This is a genomic window from Microbulbifer sp. MCCC 1A16149 (assembly GCF_050368945.1).
In the GTDB taxonomy this organism is placed as follows: domain Bacteria; phylum Pseudomonadota; class Gammaproteobacteria; order Pseudomonadales; family Cellvibrionaceae; genus Microbulbifer.
Genome location: NZ_CP185959.1, coordinates 1,500,379 through 1,515,452 on the forward strand (window position 1 = coordinate 1,500,379; position 15,074 = coordinate 1,515,452).

At 57.0% G+C, this 15,074-nt stretch carries 14 protein-coding genes; 12 read left to right on the forward strand and 2 right to left on the reverse strand.

Annotated elements, in window-relative coordinates:
* Positions 1-47: 47 nt before the first annotated feature.
* From yfcC to ACONT6_RS06375, 10 genes are all read left to right on the forward strand, one after another.
* On the forward strand, positions 48-1,574 hold the full coding sequence (gene yfcC / locus ACONT6_RS06330; protein WP_428820910.1) for a putative basic amino acid antiporter YfcC: 1,527 nt from the start codon (positions 48-50) through the stop codon (positions 1,572-1,574).
* Positions 1,575-1,590: 16 nt separating this feature from the next.
* Complete coding sequence (iadA, locus tag ACONT6_RS06335; protein WP_428820911.1) at positions 1,591-2,763, forward strand: beta-aspartyl-peptidase; 1,173 nt, start codon at positions 1,591-1,593, stop codon at positions 2,761-2,763.
* A 25-nt stretch (positions 2,764-2,788) separates the two neighbouring features.
* Positions 2,789-3,190, forward strand: coding sequence for a helix-turn-helix domain-containing protein (locus ACONT6_RS06340; protein ID WP_428821486.1), 402 nt, complete (start codon positions 2,789-2,791; stop codon positions 3,188-3,190).
* On the forward strand, positions 3,187-4,527 hold the full coding sequence (locus ACONT6_RS06345; RefSeq protein WP_428820912.1) for a cyanophycinase: 1,341 nt from the start codon (positions 3,187-3,189) through the stop codon (positions 4,525-4,527). The genes ACONT6_RS06340 and ACONT6_RS06345 overlap by 4 nt, the downstream gene beginning before the upstream one ends.
* Positions 4,528-4,883: 356 nt before the next feature.
* The gene (locus ACONT6_RS06350) at positions 4,884-6,233 is read left to right on the forward strand and encodes an aspartate aminotransferase family protein (RefSeq protein ID WP_428820913.1); all 1,350 of its coding nucleotides are present in this window, start codon (positions 4,884-4,886) and stop codon (positions 6,231-6,233) included.
* A gap of 68 nt (positions 6,234-6,301) precedes the next feature.
* A complete protein-coding gene (locus ACONT6_RS06355) occupies positions 6,302-7,687 on the forward strand; it encodes a glutamine synthetase family protein (RefSeq protein ID WP_428820914.1) in 1,386 nt (461 codons plus the stop codon).
* A gap of 368 nt (positions 7,688-8,055) precedes the next feature.
* Complete coding sequence (locus ACONT6_RS06360) at positions 8,056-8,868, forward strand: OmpW/AlkL family protein (RefSeq protein ID WP_428820915.1); 813 nt, start codon at positions 8,056-8,058, stop codon at positions 8,866-8,868.
* Positions 8,869-9,112: 244 nt separating this feature from the next.
* On the forward strand, positions 9,113-10,534 hold the full coding sequence (locus ACONT6_RS06365) for a glycosyltransferase family 4 protein (RefSeq protein ID WP_428820916.1): 1,422 nt from the start codon (positions 9,113-9,115) through the stop codon (positions 10,532-10,534).
* A complete protein-coding gene (locus ACONT6_RS06370) occupies positions 10,534-11,310 on the forward strand; it encodes a methyltransferase domain-containing protein (protein ID WP_428820917.1) in 777 nt (258 codons plus the stop codon). Before ACONT6_RS06365 ends, ACONT6_RS06370 begins: the two co-directional genes overlap by 1 nt.
* Complete coding sequence (locus tag ACONT6_RS06375) at positions 11,307-12,425, forward strand: prenyltransferase (protein WP_428820918.1); 1,119 nt, start codon at positions 11,307-11,309, stop codon at positions 12,423-12,425. The genes ACONT6_RS06370 and ACONT6_RS06375 overlap by 4 nt, the downstream gene beginning before the upstream one ends.
* On the opposite strand, the gene ACONT6_RS06380 is transcribed toward ACONT6_RS06375, so the two are convergent.
* Entirely contained in the window at positions 12,351-12,983 is a 633-nt protein-coding gene (locus ACONT6_RS06380; protein ID WP_428820919.1) for a class I SAM-dependent methyltransferase, read from the reverse strand. The genes ACONT6_RS06375 and ACONT6_RS06380 overlap by 75 nt on opposite strands.
* Before the next feature lie 164 nt (positions 12,984-13,147).
* Between ACONT6_RS06380 and ACONT6_RS06385 the strand changes: the two genes are divergently transcribed.
* Positions 13,148-13,870: an acyltransferase gene (locus ACONT6_RS06385; RefSeq protein ID WP_428820920.1), complete on the forward strand. Its 723-nt coding sequence runs from the start codon at positions 13,148-13,150 to the stop codon at positions 13,868-13,870.
* A gap of 54 nt (positions 13,871-13,924) precedes the next feature.
* A complete protein-coding gene (locus ACONT6_RS06390) occupies positions 13,925-14,434 on the forward strand; it encodes a shikimate kinase (protein ID WP_428820921.1) in 510 nt (169 codons plus the stop codon).
* A gap of 71 nt (positions 14,435-14,505) precedes the next feature.
* Here ACONT6_RS06390 and ACONT6_RS06395 read toward each other — a convergent pair whose 3' ends face one another.
* On the reverse strand, positions 14,506-14,976 hold the full coding sequence (locus ACONT6_RS06395; RefSeq protein ID WP_078085981.1) for an Lrp/AsnC family transcriptional regulator: 471 nt from the start codon (positions 14,974-14,976) through the stop codon (positions 14,506-14,508).
* Between the last annotated feature and the right edge of the window lie 98 nt (positions 14,977-15,074).

Below are 15,074 nucleotides of genomic sequence, written 5' to 3' on the forward strand. Positions count from 1 at the left end.
GCAGTTTGCGCCCGCCACCCCTTTTTCTTTTACTGCGGTGTATTCCTATGCAGACAAGCGATACCCATTCCTCCTGCGCCGATGTTGCGGATGCAGAGGGACAATCGGTGAACAAAGCCTGGGCAATGCCAGATACTTATCTGATTTTGCTGGCGGTAGCACTGTTGGCTTTCGCTCTGAACTTCCTGATTCCCGCAGGTACCTTCGAAACCGTCACGCAGGTGGTCAACGGTGTCGAGCGCAGTGTAATTGACCCTCAAAGCTATCAGAGGGCATCGGATGAGCCGGCGGGTATGTCGCTGTTTGCCGAGGGCGGTGGTATCGGGTTTCTCAACTTTGCCTTCGAGGGCATGGTGTCCGGTAGCAAGTGGGGGGCATCCATCGGTGTATTTGCGTTTATTCTCCTTACCGGTGGCGCATTCGGTCTGATATTTGCCAGTGGCTCTGTAGAGCGCGGCCTGTTCCAGGTAATTGCGCGTAATCGTGATGCCGGGCACTGGTATCTCGCGATTCTGTGCTTTCTGTTTTCCCTGGGTGGCGCTGTCTTCGGAATGGGGGAAGAGGTTATTCCTTTTACCCTGATAGTGGTGCCACTTTTGGTCTCCATGGGGTATGACAGTATCACCGCGTTGCTGGTGACCTATGTTGCCACACAGGTGGGTTTTGCCACCTCGTGGATGAATCCGTTTGGTGTGAGTATTGCCCAGGGAATTGCCGGCGTGCCCCTGATGTCCGGTAGCGGCTTGCGTATGGCCCTGTGGCTGCTGGCGACCTGCGGGCTCGCGGGGTACACGATCTTTTACGCGCGCCGGGTGCAGCGGCAGCCCTCGCGGTCTCTGGCCTATGAGTCTGACCGCGTATTTCGGGATAAAGCGATTTCCGCAAACGCCCTACAGACTATGGTGCGTGGTGATGGCTTGGTGCTGTTGCTGTTCTGTGCCGGTATTGCCTGGATGATCTGGGGCGTGGTGGAGCGCAGCTATTTCCTGCCTGAAATTGCCAGCCAGTTTTTTACCCTGGGTATCGTTATCGCTGTGGTGGCCATCGGATTCGGCCTCAATGGTTTGACCGCGAACAAAGCGGCTGCAGCGTTCAAGGAGGGGGCTCAGCAATTGCTGCCCGCCGCCATGGTTGTGGCATTTGCCAAGGGTATTGTGCTGTTGCTGGGGGGGGATGATCCCCAGGGGGCAAGTATCCTGAATACGATTCTGCACACTGCGGGCAACAGCCTTGCGGATGTGTCTGGTGCTGTCTCAGCCTGGTTTATGTTGGCTTTTCAGACGGTATTCAATTTCTTTATTACTTCCGGATCCGGCCAGGCGGCGTTAACCATGCCGATCATGGCGCCGCTCGCCGATGTGGTGGGAGTCACGCGACAGACGGCGGTGCTCGCATTTCAGCTCGGCGATGGACTTACCAATATTGTGGTGCCCACCTCTGCGGCGCTGATGGGTTGCCTGGGTGCGGCGCGTTTGGACTGGGGCATATGGGTGCGCTTTGTGCTGCCCTTGCAGGGAATGTTATTCCTGTTTGCATCCCTCGCGGTGCTGATCGCCGCGGTATCCGGTTTTTAAATTTTAAGCAGTTTTTATGTCTCAAATCACTCTGATTAAAAATGCGGAAGTTTTCGCCCCGCGCAGCCTCGGCCGATGTGATGTCTTGGTGGCCGGAGATCGCGTGGCAAAGATCGACCAGCATTTGACCCTGCCGGAATCTGTCGGCCAGGTAGTAGATGCTGACGGTGCCTGGTTGATGCCGGGCCTTGTTGACACTCTGGTACATATCAGCGGCGGTGGTGGCGAGGGCGGATTCGGCTCACGTACACCGGAACTGGATGTGCGGGATGCGATTGCCGCGGGGGTAACCACCGTTGTGGGCGCTCTGGGTACCGATGCGACTACCCGTACCCTGAATGAACTGTTCGGCAAGGCCAAGGCCCTTGAGGCGCAGGGTATTACCTGCTTTATGCAAACCGGTTCCTACCAGGTGCCGGTGAATACGCTGACCGGCAGCGTACGCAGCGACATCATGCTGGTGGACAACATTATCGGTGTCGGCGAGCTCGCCATATCCGATCATCGATCTTCGCACCCCTCGCGGGATGAGCTGATCCGCATTGCGGCAGACGCTCGGGTTGCCGGCCTGCTGAGTGGGAAGGGCGGTGTGATCAGCGTGCATGTGGGCGATGGTTCGGGGCGTCTGCAGCCGCTGTTCGATGTGGTGGAACATTCTGAGATTCCCATTTCCCAGTTTTATCCCACACACATGAATCGCAATACTTCGCTACTGGAGCATGGTGTGGAGTTTGCCCGCGCCGGTGGTTTCATCGACTTCACAACGTCCACGACCGAGGAGATCCTGGCCAGTGGTGAAATGCGCGCGAGCCAGGCGCTGGCAATGGCGCTGGAGCAGGGCGCTCCAGTGGATCAGTTGACGTTTTCCTCCGATGCCCAGGGGTCCCTCACAAACTTTTGTGATCTCGGCGAGCTGCGCGATATGGAAGTGGGCGCCATCGCCAGTCTGTTTGACGAGTTTCGCAGTGCGGTACAGCGCGAAAAGGTAGAGATCCCCCGGGCACTGCAGGTGGTGACCAGTAACCCGGCGCGTGCCTTGGGTCTCAAGCGCAAAGGGCAGGTAGCTGCGGGTCGCGATGCCGATCTGATCCTGGTGGATCCGCAGCGCTTTCAGATTACGCACGTGATGGCAAAGGGGCGCTGGCAATTGTTTGATCGCCAGCCGCAGACAGCGGAGCGTTCCGACTAACGTCTGGGGAAATCCTGTGGCAGCAATGCAAGACCGACACCTGTTCGACGAGGCCCTGGCGCTGATGCGCAGTAACCTTTCCGAGCCCTTGCAAACCGGCGAGCTGGCGGCTTATCTCGATATCTCCGTCAAAAAACTCGAGCGGATATTCTGTCGACGGAGAGGTGTATTGCCAGCCCGCTTTTATCGTGAGCTGCGGTTGCAACAGGCGCGCAAGCTGTTGTTCGAGAGCAGTTTGAGTATTGATGCTATTGGGCAGCAATGCGGTTTTCGCTCCGCTTCCCATTTCAGTCGCTGTTTCAAAGAGTATTGCGGAAGAAGCCCGCGCGAGGAGCGGATGCTGGGCGAGCGAGAGGTGGTCACAACAGACCGGTTCCGCCTGAAAGTATCTGCATCTGATTTTTTTCGAGTGGAAAGCAGTTTATGAAATTTTCAACGATGGCAATGTCATTCCTGGGTATGTTGCTGTTCGCTACACTGGGTTGTGCCGGTGAAGATGACGAGGCATTAGCCAAAGAGACCACTGGCCGCGCACAGGAAGCGGGGCTTGAAGCGCTTGATGCGTCGCGACAGTCGGGTAGCCTGCTGATTGTCGGTGGTGCCTTGCGCAGTGACAACAGCCGGGTATACGGCGCATTTATCGATGCTATTCCCGCCGGATTTCCGAATGTGGCAATCGTGCCGGCGGCATCCGGAAGACCGGCTTATTACGCGCGGCAGTTTTCCGAGGATCTGCGCCGCTATGGTTTTGCCGGTGATATCCGTGTGCTGCCCATCGCGGTAAAAGATGACCCTTCCACGGGGTCCGTGGATGAAAGTCAGTGGCTGCAGGGTGGCAACGACCGGGCATTGGCAGAAAGCCTGGAAGACGTGGGTGGCATCTGGTTTGTGGGCGGTGACCAGATGCGGATTACCGGTACGTTGCTGGATGCGAAAGGCGAGGATACCCCTGTATTGAAGGCGATTCGTACCCAGTTGTCGCAGGGCGCAGTGGTCGGAGGTACCAGTGCCGGTGCGGCCATCATGAGTCATACCATGATTGCCGCCGGAGATTCACTCAGCGCACTGACCCTCCCCAGCGTGAGTGAGTATGCGGGGATGGAAAGCCAGGAGGCCGGCCAGTTGCTGCTCGCCCGCGGACTGGGATTCATGCCGGTAGGGATCGTCGATCAGCACTTTGATCGCAAGGCGCGTCTGGGGCGGCTGGTGCGTGCCCTGGGGCACAGAGCCGCAACGGGCGAGCGACTGGGGTTTGGTGTGGATGAGGACACCGGTGTGTTGGTGAACCTGGACGCGAAAACCCTGACCGTTGTGGGCGCCGGCAACCTGGTGATTGCCGACGGCCGCGCTGCGCAGTTTGCGTCCGGGGAAAGCGCATTTTCCGTGAACGGGGTGCAGCTCAGCGTGCTGAGTGATGGTGACAGCCTTGCCTGGGATAGCCTGGAAGTGTCGGCGAAAGGCAGCGCAACCGCGGGCAAAGAGGCATTTGGTTATCGTGCTACCCAAGGCGCCGGTATGGCCCTGGCGAACCAGCGACTGGATCAGATGCTCGGCTTCTCACTACTGGACAATAGTGAAATGCAGCTGCTGCGACGTTACACCTTTGACGACCAGACCGGTCGTGGCGTCATGTTTCGCTTTCGCCAGACTGATGATTCCAGGGGGTACTGGCACTACGGCTCCGGCACCAAGGACCAGTATTCCGTGGTTGGGGTGTTGCTCGATATTGAGCCGGTATCGGTATCGATCCAGGCGTCAGAATAGGGCCGTTACAGAGGCACTCGTATGGGAGTTCCTCGCAGGTAGGCACATTCAGGGCAGGGCCCACACCATGGTGACTCGCTGGTTCTCACTGTCCGTGGCGCCTTTCCACCATGCTTTTCACCACCTCGGGCCGGTTTCCGGCCCTTTCTCCTTTCCTTTAATTCCCCCGGTTCCCCTATGCCAACCCGCGCGACCACTCGCTCTCAATTGGCACTACGCTTGATTTATCCATGTGTCGATGCGCCTGTTGCGAATACCAGTTGCACCATCTCCGTTCTTACCCCTAAAATGTGATCACATTTTTGGCCCCGCTGCGCAGGGGCGTCTCTGACGCAATTTGATTCAGGAGTGAGTTCATGAACAAGAGCCAGCTACAACAGCATGACCGCGAGCACCTGCTGCACCCGTTTACCGATTTTCACGATCTGGGTAATCAGGGCACACGAGTGATCACCAGCGCCGAGGGCGCCTATATCACCGACATTGATGGCCACAAAATGCTCGACGGCATGTCGGGCCTGTGGTGCTGCAACCTCGGCTACAGCCGTCGTGAAATCAGCGAAGCCATTTACGAGCAGCTGAACAAGCTGCCGTTCTACAACAGCTTCTTCCAGTGCACCACGGTTCCGTCCATCGAGCTGGCGGACATGCTGGCAGAAGTGACCCCGGCTGGCATGAACAACGTGTTCTTCACCGGTTCCGGCAGTGAGGCCAACGATACCAACCTGCGTATTATCCGCCGCTACTGGGACCTCAAAGAGCAGCCCGAGAAGCGTATCGTTATTTCCCGCAAAAACGCCTATCACGGGTCCACCATCGGCGGCGCCAGCCTCGGTGGCATGAGCGGCATGCACAAGCAGTTCCAGAGCCTGGACTATATCGAGCACATCCAGCAGCCTTACTGGTTTGGCGAGGGTGGCGACATGTCCCCGGAAGAATTCGGTGTACATGCAGCGCGCTGTCTGGATGAAAAGATCCAGGAGCTGGGGCCGGAAAAGGTAGCTGCGTTTATTGCCGAACCAATCCAGGGTGCCGGTGGCGTGATCATCCCGCCGGAAACCTACTGGCCGGAAATCAAGAAAGTACTCGATCAGTACGACATTCTGCTGGTGATGGACGAAGTGATTTTCGGCTTCGGACGGACCGGTGAGTGGTTCGGTGCCGATTACTACGGTATGAAGCCGGATCTGATGACCTTTGCCAAGGCCGTGACCAACGGCTACTTCCCGCTGGGTGGCACCATGGTCAGTGACCGTGTTGCGGAAGTGATCAAGGCCAAGGGTGGCGAGTTCACCCACGGTTACACTTATTCCGCGCACCCTGCGGCCTGTATGGCAGGTATCGCTACCCTGAACATCCTGCGCGAAGAAAAAATCATCGAGACGGTTCGCGACACCACCGGCCCGTACCTGGCCAAGCGTTGGGCGGAACTGGCGGATCACCCGATCGTTGGCGAAGCTCGTACTCTGGGACTTGTAGGTGCGCTGGAGCTGGTGAAAGACAAAAACAGCCGCGCACGTTTTGACGACGATTGCACCGCGGGTGGCGTTTGTCGGGACATGAGTATCAAGAATGGCCTGGTGATGCGTGCCACTGGCGACACCATGATTATCGCTCCGCCGCTGATTCTCACGATCGAGCAGATTGACGAGCTGGTAGAAAAGGCGCACCGTGCGCTGGATGATACTGCTCGCGCCATGGCGTAAACTCGTCGCATAGGCCCCGAGCGTATTAAATCCTCGGGGCCGAACCTCCCACCAATGTGAATCTTTTTATGGCAGCACAAAAACAATATCAGCCGTCTTCTGAGTTGCTCGCGGATTCGGATGCATTTCTCGACGGACACCCCGATCTCAAATGGATCGAGGGCTTTGTGTTTGATATCAACGGTATCCCCCGGGGCAAATGGTTGCCGGCTGACTCAGCGAAAAAACTGCTGGCCGGTGGCCTGCAGATGCCGCGCAGCGCGGTAAGCCTGGATATCTGGGGGCGCGATATTGAGAACAGTCCGCTGGTGTTTGCCAGTGGTGATAGCGACGGTGTCTGTCAGCCGGTTTCCGCGATCTCGCTCGCGCCCTGGCATCGCGAGCCGACTGCACAGCTGCATATGCAGCTGTTCGAAGCCGATGGAACAACGCTCTACGCAGATCCACGTGCACAGCTGCAGAAGGTGGTCGAGCGCCTGGCTGGCCTGGGTTACAAGGCAGTATGTGCCACAGAGCTGGAGTTCTACCTGCTGCGGGAAGAAGCCGATGAGTTGGGGCGCCCGCGCCCGGTCAGTGACAATGACTCCGACCTGGTGCCTTCCACTGATGTGTACGACCTGGCGGAACTTGACGCCCAGCGGCACTTTTTTGCCGACGTGCGTGCGGCTTGTGAAGCGCAGGGGATCCCCGCCGACTCCATTTTGTCCGAGTGTGCGCCGGGGCAGTTCGAGATCAATCTGCTGCACTGTGATGATCCGGTAAAAGTCGCCGACCAGACCCTGTTGTTCAAACGCTTGCTGAAAGGGGTTGCCCGCAGCCACGGCCTGCGCGTGAGCGCGATGGCCAAGCCGTTTGGCGAGCTCGCGGGCAACGGCATGCACGTACATATGAGTCTGGTGGACAAAGACGGCAACAATGTCTTTGACGACGGCAGCGACATGGGCTCTGAGCTATTGCGCCACGCGGTAGCGGGCATGATGACCACGGCCAATGATGCCATGGCAATCTTTGCACCTCACTCAAACTCCTACCGCCGTTTTCAGGAAAGCAGCCACGCGCCGCTGAACCTGTGTTGGGGGTATGACAATCGCACAGTGACCTTCCGTATTCCGGCTAGTGAGGCCAAGGCGCGGCGGATCGAGCATCGCATTGCCGGTGCAGACGTCAACGCCCATCTGGTGCTGGCAGCGATTCTGGCCGGGGTTTGCCACGGCCTGGAGAATAAATTGCAGCCACCCAAACCTGTAGAAGGGGATGCCTACCAGGTCGAAAGTGAGCAGTTGATCAACACCTGGAATAGTGCGCTTGACCGCTTCGCGGAAAGCGCCTTGTGGCAGGAGTACTTTGATCCCGAGTTCGTTGACTTGTTCGTATTGCTCAAGCGGCAGGAACAGGCAGAAATTGCGGCTCGGGTAACCGATGTGGAATACCAGAGTTACCTGCAAAGGGTATAAAGGGATGCCGGTTTTTTTCCGGCGTGGATTGCGACCAGTAAGCAACGGCTTTGATGACAGGGTATGTAGCGGGTGGAAATGGTCTGCTATACCTAAGTCAGACAGCTGTGAACTTGCGTACACAGTGCGTCGCAAACTCTCCTCCTGAAAGTGTGTTCGAGAAAACTGGCCCGCCTTATGGCGGGCATTTTTTTTGAGCAAAATATTTTTGCAGAAATTTCTTCCTATATGCAGGTCAATGCATAGGCAGTACTTGCTGTTTTCCAGAAAACTCCGCCTATACTGAAACTAACCGCACGCACGGGTCACTTTTTAATGGACGACCCTCCTGCGGCTATGGAGCATTTCAGAGTTACAAGGAGTTACCCATGCGAACCAAGTCCCTTCTTCTGCCGTTGGCCGTTGCTGCCGCGGGTGCAACTTCGCCGGCCTTTGCCGACTTTAATGGCGGTGATCTTATCTTGCGCGTCGGTGCCGCCTATATGGAAACCGATGACTCCGTTTTTTCAGAGTCTACCGTCATTGATGTTCCGGATCCCGATGATCCCGACGTATTGATCCCCGTGCGAATCGGTGATTCTCTGAATCTGGATAGCGATACCACTTGGTTTGTTAACGGTACTTACTTTGTCGCCGACCACTGGGCCGTCGAGCTGTATCATATGAATGGCGCCAAGCTGGATGCGGACTACAACACCTACGCGGTTTCCGATGACTTTGATTTCTTCAGTTCCGATAGCCTGGGTAATTTTGAAACCAACGTAACCAGTTTTTTTGTCGACTGGTACCCGGTTTGTGTTGAGTCCTGGGTACAGCCCTATGTGGGACTCGGTGTGAACTATACCGACATCAAGCAGGACTTTTTGCGCCCGGTATTTGTTCAGGATGTGGTCAATGCCAATGGCGCAGTTGTTGACCGGGTGGATCGTGGTCTGATCAACTTTGGTAGCTCCTGGGGCTGGACTGCGCAGGTAGGTATCGATATTGAGTTCGGCCGCAATGCCAATTGGTTGTTTAATGCATCTGCCATGTATGTTGATGCAGACCCGGAAATCGAAGTGGGTGTTGATAATGTGGTGCTAAGTAACGGCATCGTAGTTGACTCCATTCGTTACAAAGACAAGCTGGAGTATGACTCCTGGATTTTCAATCTGGGCGTCGGTTACAAGTTCAGCTTCTGATCTGATTGATGCTCCAGACACCATTGCCCCGGTACTCGCATCTGTTGCGAGGCCGGGGTTTTGTGTTGCGGGTCCCATTCTGGCCATTCAACTGGGCTAATGCCTGACCCTTGCAAAACGGACTGAGTAGTCTGGCCTTGGTGGTGGACGGATTCTGTCTGGCAGTCATTTCTTTGCCGGTGTATTCTTCGCCTTTTCCGGCGCCCGATTTTGTGTTCGCCAAAACAATAACTACGGGGAAACTATGACCGCCTTGGGAAATCGTACAGACGGTCCACCGGCCGGTTCGCGGCCATTGAATATCTGCCTGCTGGGCTATCGCAGCCATCCCCACTGCGGCGGGCAGGGGATTTACCTTCATTATCTGAGCAAAGCGCTGGTAGAGGCCGGGCATCGAGTTGATGTGATTTCCGGTCAACCCTATCCAGAGCTGGATCCGCGTGTGCGCCTGATCAAGATGCCCGGGCTCAACCTGTATGAACACCCGCACCCCACACGCGCCCTGAAACCGAAACATCTGCTGAGCTGGGCAGATTTTTACGAGTGGTGGGGCAAGCTCACCGGTGGCTTTGTCGAACCCTATACCTTTGGCCGCAGGGTTGCGCACTACCTGCGCAAGAAGGGCAAGGACTACGACGTAGTGCACGACAACCAGTCTCTCTGCTATGGCCTGCTGGATATTGAAAAGCAGGGCTTGCCGGTGGTGGCGACGATTCACCACCCGATCACCCGCGACCGCCAACTGGCGATCGATGCGGCGCCGGACTGGTTCTATCGGCTCCTGGTGCGGCGTTGGCACAGCTTTCTGGGAATGCAGATCAAGGTATCCCGCCGCCTTAAGAATATTGTCACGGTATCCGCACAGTCATTGCAGGATATCGTCGAGCAATTCGGTGTCGCACCGTCCCAGCTGAAGTTGATCTACAACGGTATCGACACGGAAGTGTTTGCGCCTCAGCCGCAAATCATTCCAGACCCGTTTCAGATCATGACCACCGCCTCGGCCGATCAGCCGTTGAAAGGGCTGCGCTTTCTTTTGCAGGCACTGGCGTTGCTGCGTGCGCGTTACCCGCAACTCAAGTTACTGGTCGTTGGTCGACTGCAGAGTGGTGGCGCGACAGAGAAGTTGCTTGAGGAGCTGGATCTCGCGTCGGCGGTGCGGTTTGTATCCGGTATCTCCAATCGGGAGATGGTCGAGCATTACGCTGCTTCCGGTATGGTTGTCTGTCCCTCGCTCTATGAAGGCTTCGGCTTGCCTGCGGGAGAAGCTATGGCCTGCGGTGTGCCGGTTATTTCCAGTGATGGCGGTGCCTTGCCTGAAGTGGTGGGGGATGCGGGTATCGTGGTGCCAGCTGGTGACAGCGGTGCGCTGGCCCGGGCCATAGAGCAGCTGCTCGGCGACAACGCGCTGCGCGAGTCACTGGCAGCTGCCGGACGAAAACGCATCGAAGAACAGTTCTCCTGGCGGGTTGCCGCCTCTCACCTGGTGTCTTACTACCGCACTATTATCGGCGACGCGGACAGGGCGCGCCCCCCCGTTTCCGGGGAACATCCGCCGACGGTGATAACGGCACAAGAATCTGCCAATAGCGCAGCCGCCGGTGCGGCGGTGAGTGTGTCTGACAGCGCGTGCGCTGCGGGCAAGAACCGCGGAGAGGCAGCCTGATGATTACTGTAGATCCCGCGTTATTGAATCTGAAACCCGGACAGCGGGTACTGGATCTGGGGTGTGGCGAAGGTCGCCACGCCATTCATCTGATGTTGACCGATGCGGTGGATATTTTCGGTATTGATCTGAGTTTGCGGGATATCACTACTGCCAGTGAGCGCGCTCAACCCTTTATTGCTGCCGGGCAGCAGGCGGGGCGGGTGCAGTTCGGTGTAGGAAATGCGCTGCAACTGCCGTTTTCTGATGATTTTTTTGATGTGGTGATCTGTTCTGAGGTGCTGGAGCATATCGAGGATTACCAGGGCGTGCTCGGTGAGATCAATCGTGTGCTGAAACCTGCCGGCGTATTCGCGGCCACAGTTCCGGCGTTTTTCCCGGAGTGGGTGTGCTGGAAATTGTCCGATGCGTACCACGAGGTAGAGGGCGGACACATTCGGATATTCCGTGAAAAGCAGCTCCGCAGCACCATCGAGGCGTTGGGGCATCAGTTTTTTGCCCGTCACAAGGCCCATGCACTGCATGCGCCTTTCTGGTGGCTCAAGTGCCTGTTGTGGGGGCGCGATGCGCATCCGGCGATTGCTGCCTATCATCGGTTCCTGGTTTGGGACCTGATGCAGAAGCCGCGCTTGACCCGCTGGCTGGAAAAGCTGTTTAACCCGATTCTGGGTAAAAGTATCGCTCTGTATTTTGTGAAGCCTGGACAGTCTGAGACACAGGTGGCTCCGGTGCAGGCCACGGAGAAAGCATCTGCAGAGCGGGGGATTGCCGCATGAATAATGCCTCGGAACTACAGATTGTGGAGGAGGCGCCTGCACTATTTCCGGCGGACTTTGTCCGGCGCAGTGCGGATTACATTATTTCCCAGCAGCTGGAAGACGGTTGTATTCCCTGGTTCAGTGGTCACTATGCGGATCCCTGGGATCATGTAGAAGCGGCCATGGGGCTCAGTATTGCCGGTGAGTGCCGGGCGGCGGAAAGTGCCTACGCGTGGCTGGCCAGTATGCAGTTGCAAGATGGCAGCTGGTGGGCAGCCTACAAGAACGGGCAGGTGGACAATCGCGAGCGGCGTGAAAGTAATTTTGTTGCCTATGTCGCCACCGGTATCTGGCATCACTTTCTGATTACCGGCGACCGGGATTTCCTGTTGCGCTTCTGGCCGACGGTCAAAAAAGCGATCGATTTTGTTCTGGCGCTGCAATCTGAGCACGGTGAAATACAGTGGGCGGTAAATAGTCAGGGCGAGCCTTTGCAGGATGCTCTGATTACCGGCTGTTCCTCGATTTACAAAAGCCTGGAGTGCGCGATCAACATCGCTGCGGTGCTGGCATTTCCCCAGCCCAATTGGCGGCGAGCGCGCACGTTACTTGGCGAGGCATTACGGGAAAAGTCCCATCGTTTCGACCGTACCTGGGAGAGCAAAGCGCGCTTCTCCATGGACTGGTTTTACCCGGTGCTAACCGGGGTGTTCGATAGAGCCGGCGCACGCCTGCGCCTGCAGCAGAAGTGGGATGAGTTTGTAGTGGCCGGGCTCGGCTGCCGCTGTGTGAACGATGAGCCCTGGGTAACCGTGGCGGAATCCTGCGAGCTGACCATGGCTTTGCTGGCCGCGGGTGATACCGACAGGGCAGAAACGCTCTACCGCGGCTTGCACCGTTGGCAGGACGTGGACGGTGGTTACTGGACCGGATACGTTTACCGCGACAGCGCGGTCTGGCCGGAAGAAAAAACGACCTGGACGGTGGGAGCCATGCTGTTGGCGGCGGATGCGCTGGCGGGGCTTACTCCCGCCAGCGGTCTGTTTACGCAGGTGAACTTACTGGATTCGGCGCAGGATGCCGAGGGTCTTGACCATCTCCACCACTTCGAATTGACCGGAAGCCAGCGCTAACTTGTAGATTTCATAGGGCGCCTGACCGCCATCCTTCGGGTCGGGAAAAATGTCGTGGATCGCCAGGAATCCGCCGGGCACGATATGCCGGCTCCAGCTGCGGTAATCGGTGAGTGCGGCTTCCAGGGAGTGGCCGCCATCGATAAACACCAGCCCGAGCGGGGTGTTCCAGTGTCGCGCTGCGACTGACGATGGGGCCACAACCGGCACGACGTGATCTTCGAGCGCCGCCGCGCGCATATTGCTGCGGAAGTTATGGAAGCTGTCCATCAACTGGCTGCGATCGTCGAACAGGTCGCTATCGTGATACTCCTCACCGGGCTGGTGTTCCTCCGATCCGCGGTGATGGTCTACTGCAAACAGGGAGTTGTCCATCAGTTTGCATGCACTGCCAAGATAGACGGTGGACTTGCCGCAATAGCTGCCTACTTCCAGTACCGGGCCCCGATCGCTGGCTTCTGCGGCCAGACGGTACAGAGCTTCACCTTCTTGTGGGTCGAGAAAGCCTTTGACGGTTTCGATGTCCAGGGGTAAGTCGAACGGGATTGAGGTTTCCATTTTTCTGTTCTGTGATGACTGATAAAAGTGCGCTTGACAGTACCGGCGCGCACAACGCTTTGCAATGTGCTGGTAGCGCAGATCCCGTGACAAAATGATTGCGTGGCTGGGCCCCAATCCAATAACAAGATTTCAACCAACAACATGAGCGGCCTCGATAGACCATGCGCAAGGATCATAGACCATATTGGCTGAAGCGCTTGTTGCTCCGGTTTCGCAACTGGCGCAGTCGCCACTTCCTTTTGCCGCAATTTGATGCGGTCGGTCGCGAGCCGGAAATTATGCACCCTGCGTCGGTCAAGGTGTTTGGCAGCAATATCCGGCTCGGGAATTTCCCGCACCTGATCTCGACACCGGATAACTGTATCCGGCTTACTGCCATGGGGCATCGCGGTGGTGAGGCGCACATTACGATTGGTGATTACGTGCTCATCTCCCCCGGCGTGCGTATTTCTGCCGGCCTGTCTATTACCCTTGGCGACGCCTGTATGCTCGCTGCCAACGTTTACATTTCCGACTCTGACTGGCATGGCCTGTACAACCGCACCCGACCATTTCGCTGCACCGAGCCGGTCTCACTCGGTAACAACGTCTGGATCGGCGACAGTGCCATCATCTGTAAGGGCGTTACTATCGGCGACAATGCGGTGGTGGGGGCGGGCAGCGTGGTGACCCGGGATGTGCCAGCCAACGCTGTGGTTGCGGGCAATCCGGCGCGCGAGATCAAGCAGATCAATCCTCGGCGACGCATGATCACGCGCGAGGCACTGTTTGCCGACAGTTTCCGGCAGGCGCACAATCTGGATGAATTGGATAAAATGCTGCTCGCGGGCAATGGCCTGCTGGGTTGGCTGCGGTCGCTGGTGCTGCCGCGGCGAGGAGACTGAGGGGCACGCCCCGTATCGGGTCTCACAAAGCGTCTAATAGGAAGTCTAATAACAATGCATAAGCAGGGCAGTGTTGTACTGATCGGAATGCCGGGTGCCGGCAAAAGTACGCTGGGGGTTTTGTTGGCGAAGGAGCTCGCAAAAGATTTTGTGGATACGGATGTGTTGATCCAGCTGCGGGAAGACAAAACCCTGCAGGAAATCATGAATGAAAGCGATTACCTGAATCTTCGTCGTATCGAGGGGGAGGTGATTGCCGAGGCACAGCTGCCCAATCATATTATCGCCACCGGTGGCAGCGCCGTGTATAGCGAAGAAGGCATGCACAACCTGCTGAAATTCGGCCCCGCGGTTTTCCTGAATTGTTCCGCAGATGAATTGCGTCGCAGAATCCACAATTACGAGAGCCGCGGTATCGCCAAGGCGCCGGGGCAAAGCTTTGAGGAATTGTTCGAAGAGCGGCAGGCGCTGTATCGGCGATACGCGGATATCGTGATCGACTGCGATGAGCAGACTCTTGAGCAGGTGCTGGCTCAGGTGGTCAGCAAGCTGCAGTCTCGCTAATCGGTTCTTCAGACAAGACTGCTGTACAGGGTGCAACGAGGCACCCTGTACAGCTTTAGGTCGTGCGCCGGTTAAAGCGGCAGCTGGGTGGTGTACTTGACCTGTTTCAGGGCGAAGGTGGAATTCACCGACGCGACATTGGGCAGGTGTACCAGCGAGCGCTTCAGCAGCTGCTCATAGTGCTCTACGCTGTCTACTACCACGCGCAGCACGTAATCTTTGTCTCCACTGGTGGAGTAGCATTCCACCACTTCCTGCACATCCTGTACCGCCGACTCAAAACTGTTCAGGGATTCTTCGTCGTGGTTGTGGATGGTCACATAGCAGTATACTGTGACTCCGAGGTCAAGTTTTCGCGGATCCAGGAGGGTGACGCGGCCACGGATGATGCCTTCTGCCTCCAGGCGCTTGATGCGACGCCAGCACGGCGTGTGAGACAGGCCCACTTTGTCTCCGAGCTCAGCCATGGAATAATCGGCGTTCTCCTGCAGCGCCCGCAGAATCTTGCGGTCGAAATCATCCAGGTCGGTTGAGCGCTTCATATAAACTCCTGTCCTACAAATTCTTGTTTGGCCGAGATGGCTGTCATAATTTTACGTGCAAACTTGTAAATAAAGCAATGTTTCATTGAGCTTTAGGC

What these genes read in the sequence shown, in the direction of transcription:
- yfcC (WP_428820910.1), top strand. Translation starts at nt 48, where the DNA reads ATGCAGACAAGCGATACCCATTCCTCCTGCGCCGATGTTGCGGATGCA.
- iadA (WP_428820911.1), top strand. Translation starts at nt 1,591, where the DNA reads ATGTCTCAAATCACTCTGATTAAAAATGCGGAAGTTTTCGCCCCGCGC.
- ACONT6_RS06340 (WP_428821486.1), top strand. Translation starts at nt 2,789, where the DNA reads ATGCAAGACCGACACCTGTTCGACGAGGCCCTGGCGCTGATGCGCAGT.
- ACONT6_RS06345 (WP_428820912.1), top strand. Translation starts at nt 3,187, where the DNA reads ATGAAATTTTCAACGATGGCAATGTCATTCCTGGGTATGTTGCTGTTC.
- ACONT6_RS06350 (WP_428820913.1), top strand. Translation starts at nt 4,884, where the DNA reads ATGAACAAGAGCCAGCTACAACAGCATGACCGCGAGCACCTGCTGCAC.
- ACONT6_RS06355 (WP_428820914.1), top strand. Translation starts at nt 6,302, where the DNA reads ATGGCAGCACAAAAACAATATCAGCCGTCTTCTGAGTTGCTCGCGGAT.
- ACONT6_RS06360 (WP_428820915.1), top strand. Translation starts at nt 8,056, where the DNA reads ATGCGAACCAAGTCCCTTCTTCTGCCGTTGGCCGTTGCTGCCGCGGGT.
- ACONT6_RS06365 (WP_428820916.1), top strand. Translation starts at nt 9,113, where the DNA reads ATGACCGCCTTGGGAAATCGTACAGACGGTCCACCGGCCGGTTCGCGG.
- ACONT6_RS06370 (WP_428820917.1), top strand. Translation starts at nt 10,534, where the DNA reads ATGATTACTGTAGATCCCGCGTTATTGAATCTGAAACCCGGACAGCGG.
- ACONT6_RS06375 (WP_428820918.1), top strand. Translation starts at nt 11,307, where the DNA reads ATGAATAATGCCTCGGAACTACAGATTGTGGAGGAGGCGCCTGCACTA.
- ACONT6_RS06380 (WP_428820919.1), bottom strand. Translation starts at nt 12,983, where the DNA reads ATGGAAACCTCAATCCCGTTCGACTTACCCCTGGACATCGAAACCGTC.
- ACONT6_RS06385 (WP_428820920.1), top strand. Translation starts at nt 13,148, where the DNA reads ATGCGCAAGGATCATAGACCATATTGGCTGAAGCGCTTGTTGCTCCGG.
- ACONT6_RS06390 (WP_428820921.1), top strand. Translation starts at nt 13,925, where the DNA reads ATGCATAAGCAGGGCAGTGTTGTACTGATCGGAATGCCGGGTGCCGGC.
- ACONT6_RS06395 (WP_078085981.1), bottom strand. Translation starts at nt 14,976, where the DNA reads ATGAAGCGCTCAACCGACCTGGATGATTTCGACCGCAAGATTCTGCGG.